Source organism: Buttiauxella sp. 3AFRM03 (genome assembly GCF_003675305.1).
Lineage (GTDB): Bacteria > Pseudomonadota > Gammaproteobacteria > Enterobacterales > Enterobacteriaceae > Buttiauxella > Buttiauxella ferragutiae.
Genome location: NZ_CP033076.1, coordinates 4,859,168 through 4,875,066, shown reverse-complemented (window position 1 = coordinate 4,875,066; position 15,899 = coordinate 4,859,168). Strand labels below are relative to the sequence as shown.

Below are 15,899 nucleotides of genomic sequence, written 5' to 3'. Positions count from 1 at the left end.
AGTTGTTGAGAATAAGGATGACAAGTCGGTCTTCTGGCTTAGCGTCTCTCTCGCCCGCCCTTCCCAATCATTAGATCAGTGGTTTTGCGGGTTCGTCGGCATCACAGCAGCGGGGGCTGCGGGGGATTGTCACCCCCTTCCCAGCCACGGACTATTTTGGTTAATCGCGTGGCATAAACGAGTCAGTTATTGCGAGCATGACCTTCAAAGCATCACACTCTTAAATATTTAAAAGCAGACACAGTGTAAAAGCTAATAGATTTCGAGAGTTGCGCTATGACAATTTTTACTGATTTTTTAATCTTTACGGTAAATGTCGCTGACGCGTATCTGCCCCCAGAGACTGGGGATAAAAAAAACCGCCTGGCGGCGGTTGGTAACACTGTTGGAAAAACTCTGCGTAGGTCAGCTAAGCGAAGCGCCATCCGACAACACTGGCGCAAACGGTGGATGACGCTTTCGCTTATCCACACTACGACAGCTAATTAATCGGCCTTGATTTCGCCCATGACTTTCAGTTTTTTGGAAATTTCACGACGCTCTTTAGACAGTTCAGCGTTTTTGATGATGTAGTCATCAACACGGTCTTCATAGTCGGTTTTCATGCTGGCGATGATGCCTTGAATAGCTTCAATGCTCATACCCGGTTTGATGTAGTCGCTCAGGTTATCAAGCAGCAGAACACGTTTTGAGTTATCACGGATCTTTTTCTGTACGTCCTGGATTTCACGCTGCAGTTTGTTTTTGCGACGGAACAGACGCACGAACTCAAGCACGTCCTGGAAAGATGGTTTGATTGGTTCCATTTTTATACCCCTGCTAATTTCATACTCGGATTCGTTAAGACAGCCGCCATAAGATAACCTTAATGGTAGCGGCAGCCGCTGATAATTCATTGTTTCGCTATCTTAACCTCAATTGCTGCTGAATCGAAACCAGCAATTCACACCAGGCTGAGCAATTATTTGCGTAACGCGCGACAGATCAACTGCGACAGCAATTCTAGTTGACGAGCAAGTTCCAGACTCAGCCAGACGTAACCATGAATAGGCGTTTCCTGAAGTTTCCCATTTTGGCCATTTTGTATGAGCTCGCGCAACTCGCTGACGATTTCAGTCAGCTTTTCATTGTTCGCTGAAATCGTCGACGGGTTGCCATCGTGCAAGGCCAGTGCGATGGCGGCAAGCGTGCCCTGGGTCATTTGTTGCGTTTCGCGCAGCGTGTGTGCGTTGATCATCAGGAAGTGGCTTTCCCTTGATGCCCAGTAAGCGTTGACCTGCAACTCAAGAGTGCACACCAGATTGCGGCTGACGGTTTGTATTGCCTCGAAGATAGACTTTTGAATATGCGTTTCTTTGCTGCTTGGCCCGATGAGTGCACGCATTCTTACGACATCACTCAACACTTTGTGTAAGTGTTTTTCAAGCCTTGGGCGCTCTAATAAATTAGGTGAGAAGCCCGCGTTGTAAACCCGACCAAAGGCAGTGACGAAGTTCGCCATTTGTATGCGCCAGTGGATAAAGGCGCGCTGCGGATAAATGCTGGTAAATAACATCGCCAGCAACGAGCCGAAGATGACATCGCCGCTGCGCCAAAGGGCAATTTCCATGTCTCCTGCCGGTGCGCCAACCACCACCGCAAGGGTGATGCCAATCAGCAGAGCCTGATACGGGCGTTTCCCCAGCGCCAGATAGCCGCAGATGAACATGGCAATGGCACACCACACCAACATCAGCGGTAGCGAGAACAGCTCAAGTTTCAGCGCCACAAGTCCCATGACTGCACCGCATATCGTCCCACCAATTCGCTCAAAGGCGCGTGGCACGACGTTGCCCCAAAAAGAGATCGGCCCCATGACCACCACAAGCGTGATCAACGGCCATGTCCCTTCGGGCACTTTCAGAAGATGAACAATAAGAAAGGTGAGAATAAAAGCCAGTGCGATGCGGATCCCATGCACGATACGGTAATTGCGGTATATGCGGATCTCAAATGGGCTTAGTGATTTGTCAGGACGCACACTCAGTTCCCCAGAAAATAAAAAACGGGATTGTACCTGTTTTTATGGAATGAACATCACAAAGTTAGGGGGCATAAGCCCCCTTTAGCATCAGACTTGATCTGCCACCGGAATATACATGTCTATTTCCCAGACTCCACTTTCTGAACCATCGTTAAGATAGTGTTCGAAGCAGGGTTTTCCGGTTATCTGGTAGCTATTATTAGCAAGGACGCTGTCAAAAAACAGATTCCACGGCTTGGCAAAGTCGTTGTCATCAACCCGGGCGCGTGCCACCGCATACTGGCCGCCCTGGATGCTCGTCACAATCACGCCTTCACTGTTATCCGGCACGGTAAAGTTTTCAGCCACCGAGACCACGGTGTCGCAGCGCAGTTTTTCTGCGGGTACAACGTCGGGGTTGTCGTAATAAACCGCCAGCCATTCTTCCCCGGCTATCTGGTGGGTTTTGACCCACAGGGCAAGTTGCTCAAAGCCCTGATGGACCGTTTGTTCCCACGGCCCAACCATATGAAAACCAGCGACTTTACGTTCATTCACTTGTTGTACGTTAAATTCCATATGACCTCCTGACAGATTTAAAAACACTGTATGCTTATACACCACTCTTGTGCAGGGAAACAATCCATTGTCAGGGTGATGTGGTTACTTTGCGAGCAGGATCGCTTTTTGAAAAACTTTCGCCTGTAGATCCGCCTGTAGATCGTAGTACAGACCAGCCGTTCAGATGAAAAAAAGGGCCGACATGACTGTCGACCCTTTTAACACTGATTAAGGAATTACAATTTGTGGCTCAGATAGTCGCTAAACCGCGACCATGTGCTGCCCTTTTTGACGCCCGTTAGCGTCACCAACGGCCAGTGGGCAATCAGCTTGTCGCGATCAAAAAGCTCGATTTCACCCACATGTTGGTTGGCAGCAATCGGCGCTTCGATCTCTTGCTTGTCGAGGACATATTTAGCTTTGATGTTAGGGACTTCAGATTTTGGCAGCGCCAAAAAAACATCCTGATTTGTACCAACTTCGATCTGTTTTTTATCACCGTACCAGATAGCCTCAGTACCAATTTTTTTGCCTTTATGCAGAACCTGTACGGTATCGAAATTATCCTGGCCCCAGTGCAGTAATTTCCGCGCCTGATCTTCGCGCCCTTTCGGGCTTTCAGCGCCCATGACCACCGCAATTAAACGGCGCTCACCGACCACGCTTGACGCAATAAGATTAAAGCCAGCGCTCGCAGTATGGCCGGTCTTCAGGCCGTCCACATTCAGCCCTTTGTCCCACAACAAACCATTACGGTTCTGTTGCGTGATGCCATTCCAGGTGAGGCTGCGCTCGCTATACATGTGATAAAACTCGGGTTCACCGTGGATTATTGCACGCGAAAGTACCGCAAGATCATAGGCTGTGCTGTGCTGGCCAGGTGCATCCAGACCATGAACCGTTTCGAAGTGGGTATCGCGCAGGCGGAGCTGCTGCACGTATTTGTTCATCATCGCTACAAATTGTGGCTGCCCACCGGCGACGTAATCTGCCAGAGCAACACAAGCATCATTCCCTGAATCAATAATTAACCCGCGGCTGAGGTCATGGACTGTCAGTCGGTCACCCGCTTTCAGGAACATTAGCGACGAGCCATCAAATACCGGATTACCTTTTGCCCAGGCATCTTTGCCGACAGTGACCATGTCGTTTGCCGTGATGCGGCCACTGTCGATGGCACGATCGACCACGTATCCGGTCATCAGCTTGGTCAGACTCGCCGGGTTGCGTCGCACATGCTCATTTTCCGCTGCCAGAATTTGCCCGGTGGTGTAATCCATCAATACCCAAGAGCCCGCCTGAATTTGTGGAGGGGGTGGCGCATTAAAAAAGGTATCGTCGGCAAAAGCGGAGTGAGCAGAAAGTGACAGCAAGGAACAGACAACAAACAGACGGATCTTCAACGATATACCCTCAGTAACAAAAAATTCAGCCGCCACTTTTACTGCAGTTTGCGACTTTTTTCGCAATTAAATTGCAAAAAGATATGAATGAGAGCGCTCGCATACAGTTGAGGAATATACTATTCCGTCATCGCGAAGACTTCTTGCAGGGCGGTTAATGGTTTACCATTGGCGGTTGCAGTACCTGATAACAATGATTGGCACATGGAGAGGGTTTTAGTGGGATTTCAGTTTAATAACAGTACGTTAAACAACACTCAAGGGCGGGAGTAAACCGTGGATAAGACAACGCAACAACCGACCTTCCTTTTTCATGATTATGAAACCTTCGGTAAAAGTCCATCGCTCGACCGCCCGGCGCAATTCGCGGCTATTCGTACCGATGCTGAATTTAACGTGATTGGCGAACCGGAAGTTTTTTACTGCAAACCGGCGGATGACTATCTGCCACAGCCAGAAGCCGTGATGATTACCGGCATTACTCCGCAACAAGCGCTGGCGCGTGGCGTCAACGAAGCGGATTTTGCAAAACGCATCCACACCATTTTTACCCATCCAAAAACCTGCGTCGTGGGTTACAACAATGTGCGCTTTGATGATGAAGTGACGCGCAATATCTTTTACCGTAACTTTTATGATCCGTATGGCTGGAGCTGGCAAAACGATAATTCGCGCTGGGATTTGCTCGATGTGATGCGCGCCTGTTACGCATTGCGCCCGGAAGGAATTGTCTGGCCGGAAAACGAAGACGGTTTGCCGAGCTTCCGCCTTGAACATTTGACCAAAGCCAACGGCATTGAGCATGCGAATGCACACGATGCGATGTCTGATGTGTACGCCACTATCGCGATGGCACAACTAGTGAAAACCCGCCAGCCGCGCCTGTTTGAGTATCTCTACAGCCACCGTTCCAAACACAAACTCACCACGCTGATTGATGTTCCGCAGATGAAACCGCTGGTACATGTCTCGGGAATGTTTGGCGCGTGGCGCGGTAACACCAGTTGGATTGCCCCACTCGCCTGGCACCCGGATAACAAAAACGCGGTGATTATGGTCGATTTGGCGGGTGATATTTCTCCACTTCTGGAGCTGGATGCGGATGCGTTGCGCGAGCGGTTGTATACGCCGAAAGCCGCACTTGGTGATACTGCGGCCGTGCCAATCAAGCTGGTTCATTTGAATAAATGCCCGGTCTTAGCGGTGGCGAATACGTTGCGCCCGGAAGATGCAGAACGTTTAGGAATCGATCGTCAACGTTGCCTGGATAACCTGAAGCTATTGCGAGAGCACCCTTCCGTACGCGAGAAAGCGGTGGCGATTTTTGCTGAAGCTGAGCCTTTTGTGCCTTCAGATAATGTTGATGCGCAGCTGTATAACGGCTTTTTCAGCGATGCCGACCGCGCAGCCATGCGTATTGTGCTGCAAACCGATCCGCAGAATTTACCCGCGCTGGACATTACCTTCGCCGATAAACGGATTGAGAAGCTGTTGTTTAATTATCGGGCGCGTAACTTCCCTGGCACCCTGGATGAAGCCGAGCAGCAGCGCTGGTTGCAGCATCGCCGTGAAGTGTTGTCTCAGGAAGCGTTGCAAGCCTACGCGCAAGAACTGGAAGCGCTGTATAACCTGCATGAAAGTGATAAAGAGAAGACGGCGTTGTTGAAGGAGTTGTTCGAGTATGCGCAGTTTTTAGTGGGGTGATAGCAAGATGTCGGATGGCGCAAGCTTATCCGCCCTACAAAGGACAAGACCCATTCAGGACGAAGCATCCATAACAAAAAGGCCGCTTGCGCGGCCTTTTTGGTGTTTAGCGATTACGCTAAATCTTCGTTGAACTGTGGAACCGGGTTACGGAAGCGACGAGTCACAAAGGCCAGATAGGTCAGGCCGATAGCCGCCCAAATCAGACCCAGAATCATCGAGCTTTCTTCCAGGTTAATCCACAATGCACCCACTGTCAGCGCGCCACAAGTTGGCAGCACCAGATAGTTGAAGTGATCTTTGATGGTCTTGTTACGGCCTTCGCGGATCCAGAACTGGGAAATCACTGACAGGTTAACGAAGGTGAACGCCACCAGCGCACCGAAGTTAATCAGCGCAGTCGCAGTAACTAGGTCAAATTTAACCGAGAACAATGCAATGATACCCACCAGAACCACGTTCAGCGCAGGGGTACGCCATTTCGGATGAATGTAGCCGAAGAAACGCTCCGGGAACACGCCATCACGGCCCATCACATACATCAGGCGTGAAACGCCCGCATGTGCCGCCATACCAGAAGCCAGAACGGTCACGCAGGAGAAAATCAGGATACCGAACTGGAAGGCTTTGCCTGCCACGAACAGCATGATTTCAGGCTGCGACGCGTCCGGATCATGGAAGCGAGAGATGTCCGGGAAGTACAGTTGCAGGAAGTAAGACACCACAACGAAGATCACACCGCCAATCAGGGCGGTCAGGAAAATCGCTTTCGGGATGACACGGCCTGCATCTTTGGTTTCTTCAGACAGCGAGCTGATGCCGTCAAAACCAAGGAACGAGAAACATAATATGGTCGCACCGGTTATCATCGGCACCACGTTGGCGTGCTCAGACCAGAATGGACGTGTGCTGGCAAGCGTACCGGCACCTTCGCCGTTTGCAACACCGTAAATAACCAGACCGGTGATAACCACCATAACAATCATCTGCAGCACAACAATCAGGCTGTTGAAGTTTGCCACGGTTTTAATGCCGCGCAGGTTGGAGATAGTCATAAAGCCAACCAGCAGCACCACGAAAATCCACGATGGGATAGACGGCACCAGGGCTTCAAAATAGATTTTAGCCAGCAAAATGTTGATCATCGGCATGAACAGATAATCAAGCAATGCCGACCAGCCCACCATAAAGCCAACCACTGGGTGGATTGCTTTTTGAGCGTAGGTATAAGCGGAACCCGCAGACGGGAAGCGGCGTACTAGCTTTCCATAACTTAACGCGGTGAACAAAATTGCCACAAGGGCAAACGCGTAAGCCGTCGCGACATGTCCGTCGGTAAGGCCAGATACAATCCCAAATGTATCGAACAAGGTCATAGGCTGCATATAAGCGAGGCCCATCATAACTACCGGAATAAGCGTAAGGCTCTTACGGAGTTCAACACGAGATTTTGCACCTGCGGTGACGTTAAGCGACATGGTCATTCCCCCAAACGGCGAATACCTGCGCAAAAGCAAAAAGCTGCCCCATCTAAATTTCCTCGGCGACACGACTGTCGTTTTTTAAAAGCTAGTATCTATCCGGTACGAAGCCCGGCCTCTTGGTTTTTTTGGCGGATGCCTGTTTGACTGCTTGAACTTAATGCAAAAAAATAACCGACGCGTTTAACGTCGGTTTTTTGTTCTCATTTAGTGAGGCGCGTATTTTGCACTAATTCGAGGCAAGAAGACAAGATATTGAGGCCCTCATTAACAATTTCTTTTTCGGCTGTTAAAGGGACAAGAAAACGAATCACATTCGCACGCACGCCGCATGACAATAAAACCAGTCCCTGCTTGCCTGCTTCTTTGACAAGTGCCTGAGTTAATTCTTTATTCGGACGATGGCTGTCACGCTCTTCGACCAGTTCCATCGCAATCATTGCCCCGTATCCACGCACATCACCGATGCAGTCAAATTGCTCTGCCATTTGCTGTAAACGCAGGGTGATTTGCTCGCCAATAATCTGGGCGCGCTGATTGAGACTTTCCTGCTCAATAATGTCTGTAACGGCCAGCGCTGCTGCAATTGCCACCGGCGACCCGGCATAAGTACCGCCGAGCCCACCCGGCATCGCTTTTTCAAACAGCGATTTCTTACCGACTAGCGCGGATAACGGGAAGCCACCCGCCAGGCTTTTGGCCATGGTGACGAGATCCGGCTCCACACCGCTGTGTTCAATAGCAAAGGTTTTACCGGTACGGCAGAAACCACTTTGAATTTCGTCGGCAATTAACACAATCCCGTGCTTATCACATAGCGCACGCAATTGTTTCATAAAGGAAGGTGATGCTGCATAAAAGCCCCCTTCCCCTTGTACCGGTTCAATAATGATGGCGGCAACTTCATCCGGCGAAACATCAGCGGCAAAAATACCCGCCAGTGATGCCAAAGCCTGAGTGTCACTTACACCAAGATAAGCAGCAGGATATGGCGCGTGGTAAATACCAGCCGGGAACGGGCCATAACCTTTTTTATACGGCTGAACTTTACCGGTTAACGCCATGCCCAGCAGCGTGCGCCCATGGAACGCGCCACGAAATGCAATAATGGCCGAGCGCCCGGTAGCAATACGCGCCACTTTAATGGCATTTTCCACCGCTTCTGCTCCTGTTGTCAGGAACAAGGTCTGGCAAGGTGCGCTTATCGGCACCAGTTTATTCAACCGTTCGGCAAGCTCAATATAGTTGCCGTAAGGTGTGACCTGGAAACAAGGATGGGTGAATTGTTCAAGCTGTTGACGTACTGCATCAATCACTGCGGGATGGTTATGCCCGGTATTCAGCACCGCAATACCAGAAGCAAAATCAATATAGCGTTTGCCTTCAACGTCCCAAATTTCCGCATTTTTCGCTTTTTCAATATAGACCGGCAACGCATTGCCGACCCCATGCGGAACTGCTTGCTCACGCCGTGACTGCCATTGCTGATTGGTTTGCTTCATACAGACTCCTTGCGCACAAAAAACCTCAACAAAACAAAGTTGAGGAGAGAATTTAAACGCGAAGACACTTTTCGAAGAAATATCGTTCCACTATAAACAATAGATGTGATGAATATGACCTGCCACTCACCCATTGGTATTATTTTTCGAGGTTCCGTACACCACCGCGATTTCAGGATTATTGACGATTTGCTCGCGCCACCATTCACTGGCAAGCCCTGCGGTTTGCTCATTCCAGCCAATCCACACCGGCACAAACGGCACATGGGAAACGACGTCTTTTTCAATCAACACGCCGCTTTCGATAAAACGCTGCGCCATATAGCGCGGAACGTAGCCGCAACCAATGCCGCTTATCTGTAATTCGAGTTTGGTTTTGAAGTCAAAAACGGTGATAGCATCTTGATCTTCGAGTAAATGCATCGATCGTGACGGTTCCAGGCGCGAAGTATCCCCCACAATAACCGCACGACTGCGTTTAATGACGCGGCGATTCAGCGGCTCTTCGGCATCGGCCAGTGGATGATGAGGTGCGACGACAAACACGCTTTCGAGTTGGCCGAGCAAGGTAAAACCGAAACCGCTGATGGATGGCGGGTCACTCATCGCACCAACAATAATATCGGCCCGCCCTTCGGTCAGCGCTTCCCATGAACCACCCAGCACACCGTTGATGAATTTCAGCCGTGTCACGCTGTAACTTTTGTAAAAACCTTCGATCAGCGGCGTCAGCAAAGAAAAGGGAAACGAATCGTCGACGCCGATCACCAGCTCATTTTCCCAGCCCTGATGAAGTTTGATTGCCTGCTGTTCAAGTTCGCGTACGGAATGCAGCACTTCGCGGCCTTTTTCCAGCAGAAGCTGACCCGTTCGCGTAAAACGCGCGCGGTGGCCGGAGCGGTCAAGAATTTGAATGTTGAGATCGTTTTCGAGTTTTTGAACGGTATAACTGAGCGCGGAAGGCGTTTTGAAGAGCTTTGCCGCCGCCGCAGCAAAGCTCCCTTCTTTATCAAGGGTATCGAGAATGATCAATACATCCAGCAGTGGTTTCATACTCGTTCCTGGCAGTCACGAGTCATGCCCCACAGCAGTTACTGCATGGGCATCACCAGCGGGTTTGGATACTGATATTCAAACCCAAGTTCATTGCAAATACGGTTGCCATCCACCAGCTTACCGCGGCCATTTTGCACTTCAGTTCTGAACTGTGGTGCGTCGAGATTCATCTGACGTGCCATCAAAGAATAGAACTCGGCACGCGTTGGGTGATCTGGCGCACATAAATTATAGATGTGACCGCCCTTTGGAGCCTGTAACAACAGCGTAATTGCTGAAATGACATCTTCCAGATGCACCAGATTGACGCCATGTGCACCATTCGCCACGTCAGTTTTTCCAGCTAAAAAGCGTCCTGGATGGCGTTCCGGCCCGACTAACCCCGCCAGACGCAGAATATCGACCGACGTCCCAGGTAAATCATGTAACCAGGTTTCCAGCTCTTTAAGTACGCGCCCACTGGCGGTAACCGGCTCAAGTGGCGACGTTTCTTTCACCGTGCCTTCTCTTTCGCCATACACCGAGGTGGAGCTAGTGAAAATGATACGCGGAATATCGTGAGCTAACGCGCTGTCGACAATTTCCTGCACCGCCTGCAGATAAAAATCGTCGCCTTCACCGGTGCGCCGAGCTGGCAGCGTGATGACCAACGCATCCACATCAAGCAATGCATCTAGATCGTCGCTCTCGCAAATCAGTTCGGGGGTCAGTTGCAGTTGATAACTGTCGATACCGCTCATGCGCGCGGCCTCGACGCCATCAAGGGTGGTTTTGCTTCCTGTCACTTGCCAACCCCGCGCTGACAAAGACATCGCAAGCGGCATTCCCAGCCAGCCTAACCCGACAATCGCAACTTTTTTCATGCATTCTCTCCTGGATTGCAGCATTTCTCACTGCTGCGATTTTTAGCTCTTGATTAAGGCTACGCCAGGACTGCGCAACTGACAATCAGTGCTGCTAAACAGAATATTAATTGCGGGGATAAAAAGCACTTGCGCTGAAAGGGGGAACTGGTTTAGGTTAATTGCACACAATGAATAGTCATTCATACGAGAATTTTATGACACGCGTTCAAAATACTAACCACCATCATCACCATCATCCTGACTAGTCTTTCAGGCGATGTGTGCTGGGAGACAGAAAAATCTTCCAGTGGTGCATGAACGAGTCAAAAAGCCCCCGGAAGATTTCTTCCGGGGGCTTTTTTTTGGGCGTCAGACAAGAATTTACCAGGAGTATTTACCCATGTTAGACAACAACCGTTTACGCATAGCTATTCAGAAATCAGGCCGTTTAAGCGATGATTCACGCGAATTGCTCGCTCGCTGTGGCATAAAAATCAACCTGCACACTCAGCGCCTGATTGCGCTGGCAGAAAATATGCCAATCGACATTTTGCGTGTCCGTGATGACGATATTCCTGGGCTGATTATGGACGGTGTGGTCGACCTCGGCATTATTGGCGAGAACGTGCTGGAAGAAGAGTTGCTGACGCGCCGCGCCCAGGGCGAAGACCCGCGTTACTTCACGCTGCGTCGCCTTGATTTCGGTGGCTGCCGTTTCTCACTGGCGATTTCAGTTGATGAGCCCTGGGATGGCCCGGCAAGCCTCAACAATAAACGTATCGCTACTTCTTATCCGCACCTGTTAAAGCGCTACCTTGATGGCAAAGGCGTGCAATTCAAATCCTGTTTACTGAATGGTTCTGTGGAAGTTGCACCACGTGCGGGACTGGCGGATGCGATTTGTGACCTGGTTTCTACTGGCGCAACACTTGAAGCTAACGGCCTGCGCGAAGTAGAAGTAATTTACCGCTCTAAAGCCTGCCTGATTCAGCGTGACGGCGAAATGCCAGAAGCAAAACAACAACTGATCGACAAACTGATGACCCGCATCCAGGGTGTGATTCAGGCACGTGAATCGAAATACATTATGTTGCATGCACCAAGCGAGCGTCTGGATGAAATTATTTCTCTGCTGCCAGGCGCTGAACGCCCAACCATTCTGCCACTGGCGGGCGACCAGCAACGCGTAGCGATGCACATGGTGAGTAGTGAAACCCTGTTCTGGGAAACCATGGAAAAATTGAAAGCGCTGGGAGCCAGTTCAATTCTGGTGTTACCAATTGAGAAGATGATGGAGTAACACCATGGCAAACTTCAATACGTTGATTAACTGGAATGAGTGCGATGCAGCAGCGCAACAGGCGTTGCTCACCCGCCCTGCCATTTCTGCATCGGAAAGCATTACCCGCACGGTTGCTGAAATTCTTAATAATGTGAAAGCCAACGGTGATGCGGCTCTGCGTGAATACAGCGCAAAGTTTGATAAAACCGATGTGCAACAACTGAAAGTCAGCGAGCAGGAAATTGCCGCAGCCGTGGCGCGCCTGGGTTCAGAAATTAAAGATGCGATGGCGGTGGCTGTTGCGAATATTGAAAAATTCCACGTGGCTCAGCAACTGGCGACGGTCGATATTGAAACCATGCCTGGCGTACGCTGCCAACAAGTGACGCGCCCGGTTGCCTCCGTCGGTTTATATATCCCTGGCGGCTCTGCCCCGCTGTTTTCAACCGTATTGATGCTTGCCACGCCTGCACGTATTGCCGGCTGCAAAAAAGTGGTGTTGTGTTCACCACCGCCGATTGCCGATGAAATTCTCTATGCCGCGCAACTGTGTGGTGTGCAGGAAGTGTTTCAGGTAGGCGGTGCACAGGCCATCGCCGCGCTGGCACTGGGCACCGAAAGCATCCCAAAAGTGGATAAGATTTTTGGGCCAGGTAACGCTTTTGTTACCGAAGCTAAACGCCAGGTCAGCCAGCGTCTTGATGGCGCGGCCATCGACATGCCTGCTGGCCCGTCTGAAGTTTTAGTGATTGCCGACAGCGGCGCAACACCTGATTTTGTAGCGTCCGACCTGCTTTCTCAGGCAGAGCATGGCCCGGATTCGCAAGTTATTTTACTGACGCCAGACGCGCAAATGGCGCAAGCCGTTGCCGAAGCCGTCGAACGCCAGTTAGCAGCTCTGCCACGGGCTGAAACGGCGCGTAAAGCTCTGGAAAGCAGCCGCCTGATTGTGGCCCGTGATTTAGAGCAGTGCATTGAGATTTCTAACCAGTACGGCCCGGAGCACCTGATTATCCAAACGCGTAACGCCCGTGACCTGGTCGACTCTATCACCAGTGCCGGTTCGGTATTTCTCGGTGACTGGTCACCGGAATCCGCTGGCGACTATGCTTCTGGCACCAACCACGTCCTGCCGACCTACGGTTACACCTCGACCTGTTCAAGCCTTGGTCTGGCGGATTTCCAGAAACGTATGACGGTTCAGGAACTCTCGCCACAAGGTTTTGCAAGCCTGGCTAAAACCATTGAAACTCTGGCCGCCGCCGAGCTGCTGGATGCCCACAAAAACGCTGTTACCCTGCGCGTTGCTGCGCTGAAGGAGATGCAATGAGCATTATTGAGTTAGCCCGCGAAAATGTCCGCGCCCTGACCCCTTACCAGTCGGCTCGCCGTCTGGGCGGTAATGGCGATGTGTGGTTAAACGCCAATGAATATCCCACGGCAGTGGAATATCAGCTGACGCAACAGACGCTGAACCGCTATCCGGAATGCCAGCCAAAACTGGTGATTGAACGCTACGCTGAATACTCTGGCGTGAAACCCGAGCAAGTTTTGGTGAGCCGAGGTGCCGATGAAGGTATCGAACTGCTGATTCGCGCATTTTGCGAACCGGGTAAAGACGCGGTGCTGTATTGCCCGCCGACTTACGGCATGTATAGCGTCAGCGCTGAAACTATTGGTGTGGAATGCCGCACCGTACAAGCACTGGAAGACTGGCAACTTGATTTGCCCTCCATCGCCGAAAATCTTGATGGCGTGAAAGTGGTTTACGTTTGCAGCCCGAACAACCCCACCGGACAGTTGATCAATCCTCAGGATTTGCGTGTTCTGCTGGAAATGGCACGCGGTAAAGCACTGGTGGTAGCCGACGAAGCCTATATTGAGTTTTGCCCGCAGGCCACACTCGCTGGCTGGTTGAATGAATATCCGCACCTTGTGGTGCTGCGTACACTCTCCAAAGCATTTGCGCTGGCCGGATTACGCTGTGGCTTCACCCTGGCGAATGAAGAAGTGATTAACTTGCTGATGAAAGTCATCGCACCTTATCCGCTTTCAACGCCGGTTGCTGATATCGCCGCTCAGGCATTAAGCCCGCAAGGCATTAATGCGATGCGTGAACGTGTGGCGCAAGTGCTGGTGAATCGCCAATTTCTGGTCACCGCACTACAAGACATTGACTGCGTTGAGCAAGTTTTCGACTCCGAAACAAACTATGTCATCGCGCGCATCACCGCCTCAAGTGCTGTATTTAAATCTCTGTGGGATCAGGGCATTATCTTACGTGACCAAAACAAACAACCATCATTAAGCGGCTGCCTGCGGATTACCGTCGGCACCCGTCTTGAGTGCGAGCGCACCCTTGCTGCGCTGCGTGAACAACCCGGCCTGACGGCCACGGAGGGCGTGTGAGCCAGAAAATTCTTTTTATCGACCGTGACGGCACCTTAATTTCCGAGCCACCGAAAGATTTCCAGGTGGATCGCATGGACAAGTTAGCCTTTGAGCCAGCGGTGATCCCCGCTCTGCTGCAATTACAAAAAGCGGGCTACAAGCTGGTGATGATCACCAATCAGGATGGTTTGGGAACCGACAGTTTCCCGCAGGCGGATTTCGACGGCCCGCACAACCTGATGATGCAAGTGTTTACCTCGCAGGGCGTAAATTTTGACGATGTGCTGATTTGCCCGCACTTACCTGCGGACAATTGCGATTGCCGTAAGCCTAAAATTGCTCTGGTGAAAGGTTACCTGGAAGAAGGTGTGCTGGATAAGCCAAACAGCTATGTGATTGGTGACCGTGCTACAGATATCGAACTGGCTGAAAACATGGGGATTCAGGGTTTACGCTACCACGGCGAAACGCTGAACTGGCCGATGATCGGCGAAAAGCTGACTAAACGTGACCGCTACGCCCATGTTGAACGCGCCACCAAAGAGACGCAAATCGACGTGCAGGTTTGGCTCGACCGCGAAGGCAGCAGCAAAATTAACACTGGCGTGGGCTTCTTCGACCATATGCTGGACCAGATTGCGACCCACGGCGGTTTCCGGATGGATATCAGCGTGAAAGGTGATCTTTATATCGACGACCACCACACCGTTGAAGACACCGGCCTGGCACTGGGCGAAGCGCTGAAAATTGCTCTGGGTGACAAACGCGGTATTACGCGTTTTGGTTTCACCTTGCCGATGGACGAATGCCTGGCACGCTGTGCGCTGGATATTTCTGGCCGCCCGCACCTTGAATATAAAGCCGAGTACAACTTCCAGCGCGTGGGTGATTTGAGCACCGAGATGGTCGAGCACTTCTTCCGTTCGCTGTCATACACCATGGGCGTGACGCTGCACCTGAAAACCAAAGGCAAAAATGACCATCACCGTGTCGAAAGCCTGTTTAAAGTCTTTGGCCGCACGCTGCGCCAGGCGATTAAAGTTGAAGGTGACACGCTGCCCTCCTCGAAAGGAGTGTTGTGATGGATGTGGTGATCCTCGATACCGGTTGCGCCAACCTGCATTCGGTAAAATCAGCCATTCAGCGCCACGGCTATGAACCTTTGGTCAGCCGCGACCCGGATGTGGTGCTACGCGCCGATAAACTCTTTTTACCCGGTGTGGGCACCGCTCAGGCGGCAATGAACCAAATCCGCGAGCGTGAACTGGTCGATCTCATTAAAGCCTGTACCCAACCGGTACTGGGGATTTGCCTCGGCATGCAGCTATTAGGCGCGCGCAGCGACGAAAGCAACGGCATAGATATGCTGGGCATTATCGAGCAACCGGTGTTGAAAATGGTCGACCACGGTTTGCCTTTGCCACACATGGGCTGGAACCGCGTTTACCCGAAAGCGGGCGACCGCTTGTTCCGTGGCATCGACGACGGCGATTATTTTTACTTTGTGCACAGCTATGCAATGCCGGTTTGCGCCAATACCATCGCGCAAGCCAGCTACGGTGAAGCCTTCACCGCAGCGGTGCAAAAAGATAACTTCTTTGGTGTGCAATTCCACCCGGAACGCTCGGGTGCGGCAGGCGCAAAATTACTGAAAAACTTCCTGGAGATGTAA

At 51.2% G+C, this 15,899-nt stretch carries 16 protein-coding genes, 1 riboswitch and 1 other annotated feature; of the genes, 7 read left to right on the top strand and 9 right to left on the bottom strand.

The window, feature by feature from the left end:
- Positions 1-5 precede the first annotated feature (5 nt).
- Positions 6-183: riboswitch (cobalamin riboswitch) on the bottom strand.
- Positions 184-485: 302 nt separating this feature from the next.
- From D8682_RS24195 to dacD, 4 genes are all read right to left on the bottom strand, one after another.
- Complete coding sequence (locus D8682_RS24195) at positions 486-806, bottom strand: DUF496 family protein (RefSeq protein ID WP_064545298.1); 321 nt, start codon at positions 804-806, stop codon at positions 486-488.
- Positions 807-961: 155 nt separating this feature from the next.
- Complete coding sequence (locus D8682_RS24190) at positions 962-2,020, bottom strand: FUSC family protein (RefSeq protein WP_064545296.1); 1,059 nt, start codon at positions 2,018-2,020, stop codon at positions 962-964.
- Between the two features lie 90 nt (positions 2,021-2,110).
- Entirely contained in the window at positions 2,111-2,581 is a 471-nt protein-coding gene (sbmC, locus tag D8682_RS24185; RefSeq protein WP_064545295.1) for a DNA gyrase inhibitor SbmC, read from the bottom strand.
- 218 nt (positions 2,582-2,799) lie between these two features.
- Entirely contained in the window at positions 2,800-3,966 is a 1,167-nt protein-coding gene (gene dacD, locus D8682_RS24180; RefSeq protein ID WP_121815772.1) for a serine-type D-Ala-D-Ala carboxypeptidase DacD, read from the bottom strand.
- Positions 3,967-4,242: 276 nt separating this feature from the next.
- Between dacD and sbcB the strand changes: the two genes are divergently transcribed.
- Entirely contained in the window at positions 4,243-5,670 is a 1,428-nt protein-coding gene (gene sbcB, locus D8682_RS24175) for an exodeoxyribonuclease I (RefSeq protein ID WP_064545293.1), read from the top strand.
- Between the two features lie 113 nt (positions 5,671-5,783).
- Here sbcB and D8682_RS24170 read toward each other — a convergent pair whose 3' ends face one another.
- The 5 genes from D8682_RS24170 to D8682_RS24150 form a co-directional block, all read right to left on the bottom strand.
- Positions 5,784-7,148: an APC family permease gene (locus tag D8682_RS24170; RefSeq protein ID WP_064545291.1), complete on the bottom strand. Its 1,365-nt coding sequence runs from the start codon at positions 7,146-7,148 to the stop codon at positions 5,784-5,786.
- On the bottom strand, positions 7,138-7,200 hold the full coding sequence (gene yoeI / locus D8682_RS27515) for a membrane protein YoeI (protein ID WP_115631794.1): 63 nt from the start codon (positions 7,198-7,200) through the stop codon (positions 7,138-7,140). The genes D8682_RS24170 and yoeI overlap by 11 nt, the downstream gene beginning before the upstream one ends.
- A gap of 154 nt (positions 7,201-7,354) precedes the next feature.
- The gene (gabT, locus tag D8682_RS24160; protein ID WP_121815336.1) at positions 7,355-8,653 is read right to left on the bottom strand and encodes a 4-aminobutyrate--2-oxoglutarate transaminase; all 1,299 of its coding nucleotides are present in this window, start codon (positions 8,651-8,653) and stop codon (positions 7,355-7,357) included.
- A 126-nt stretch (positions 8,654-8,779) separates the two neighbouring features.
- Entirely contained in the window at positions 8,780-9,706 is a 927-nt protein-coding gene (locus tag D8682_RS24155) for a LysR substrate-binding domain-containing protein (RefSeq protein ID WP_121815335.1), read from the bottom strand.
- A gap of 38 nt (positions 9,707-9,744) precedes the next feature.
- Positions 9,745-10,572, bottom strand: a complete 828-nt coding sequence (locus D8682_RS24150) for an SDR family oxidoreductase (protein WP_121815334.1) — start codon at positions 10,570-10,572, stop codon at positions 9,745-9,747.
- Between the two features lie 197 nt (positions 10,573-10,769).
- Between D8682_RS24150 and hisL the strand changes: the two genes are divergently transcribed.
- From hisL to hisH, 6 genes are all read left to right on the top strand, one after another.
- Positions 10,770-10,820: a his operon leader peptide gene (gene hisL, locus D8682_RS24145; RefSeq protein WP_202914407.1), complete on the top strand. Its 51-nt coding sequence runs from the start codon at positions 10,770-10,772 to the stop codon at positions 10,818-10,820.
- Positions 10,796-10,918, top strand: a sequence feature (His leader region). (Overlaps the previous gene by 25 nt.)
- Positions 10,919-10,954: 36 nt before the next feature.
- Positions 10,955-11,854: an ATP phosphoribosyltransferase gene (gene hisG, locus D8682_RS24140; protein WP_064545284.1), complete on the top strand. Its 900-nt coding sequence runs from the start codon at positions 10,955-10,957 to the stop codon at positions 11,852-11,854.
- 4 nt (positions 11,855-11,858) lie between these two features.
- On the top strand, positions 11,859-13,166 hold the full coding sequence (gene hisD / locus D8682_RS24135; protein WP_121815332.1) for a histidinol dehydrogenase: 1,308 nt from the start codon (positions 11,859-11,861) through the stop codon (positions 13,164-13,166).
- Complete coding sequence (gene hisC / locus D8682_RS24130) at positions 13,163-14,245, top strand: histidinol-phosphate transaminase (protein WP_121815331.1); 1,083 nt, start codon at positions 13,163-13,165, stop codon at positions 14,243-14,245. Before hisD ends, hisC begins: the two co-directional genes overlap by 4 nt.
- Entirely contained in the window at positions 14,242-15,309 is a 1,068-nt protein-coding gene (hisB, locus tag D8682_RS24125) for a bifunctional histidinol-phosphatase/imidazoleglycerol-phosphate dehydratase HisB (protein WP_121815330.1), read from the top strand. Before hisC ends, hisB begins: the two co-directional genes overlap by 4 nt.
- Positions 15,309-15,899 carry an imidazole glycerol phosphate synthase subunit HisH gene (gene hisH, locus D8682_RS24120; RefSeq protein WP_121815329.1) on the top strand — a complete coding sequence of 197 codons (591 nt, stop codon included), beginning with the start codon at positions 15,309-15,311 and terminating at the stop codon, positions 15,897-15,899. Before hisB ends, hisH begins: the two co-directional genes overlap by 1 nt.

Excerpts from the sequence above, each read along its gene's own strand:
- D8682_RS24195 (WP_064545298.1), bottom strand. The coding sequence starts at position 806 with ATGGAACCAATCAAACCATCTTTCCAGGACGTGCTTGAGTTCGTGCGT.
- sbmC (WP_064545295.1), bottom strand. The coding sequence starts at position 2,581 with ATGGAATTTAACGTACAACAAGTGAATGAACGTAAAGTCGCTGGTTTT.
- D8682_RS24170 (WP_064545291.1), bottom strand. The coding sequence starts at position 7,148 with ATGTCGCTTAACGTCACCGCAGGTGCAAAATCTCGTGTTGAACTCCGT.
- gabT (WP_121815336.1), bottom strand. The coding sequence starts at position 8,653 with ATGAAGCAAACCAATCAGCAATGGCAGTCACGGCGTGAGCAAGCAGTT.
- D8682_RS24155 (WP_121815335.1), bottom strand. The coding sequence starts at position 9,706 with ATGAAACCACTGCTGGATGTATTGATCATTCTCGATACCCTTGATAAA.
- D8682_RS24150 (WP_121815334.1), bottom strand. The coding sequence starts at position 10,572 with ATGAAAAAAGTTGCGATTGTCGGGTTAGGCTGGCTGGGAATGCCGCTT.
- hisG (WP_064545284.1), top strand. The coding sequence starts at position 10,955 with ATGTTAGACAACAACCGTTTACGCATAGCTATTCAGAAATCAGGCCGT.
- hisD (WP_121815332.1), top strand. The coding sequence starts at position 11,859 with ATGGCAAACTTCAATACGTTGATTAACTGGAATGAGTGCGATGCAGCA.
- hisC (WP_121815331.1), top strand. The coding sequence starts at position 13,163 with ATGAGCATTATTGAGTTAGCCCGCGAAAATGTCCGCGCCCTGACCCCT.
- hisH (WP_121815329.1), top strand. The coding sequence starts at position 15,309 with ATGGATGTGGTGATCCTCGATACCGGTTGCGCCAACCTGCATTCGGTA.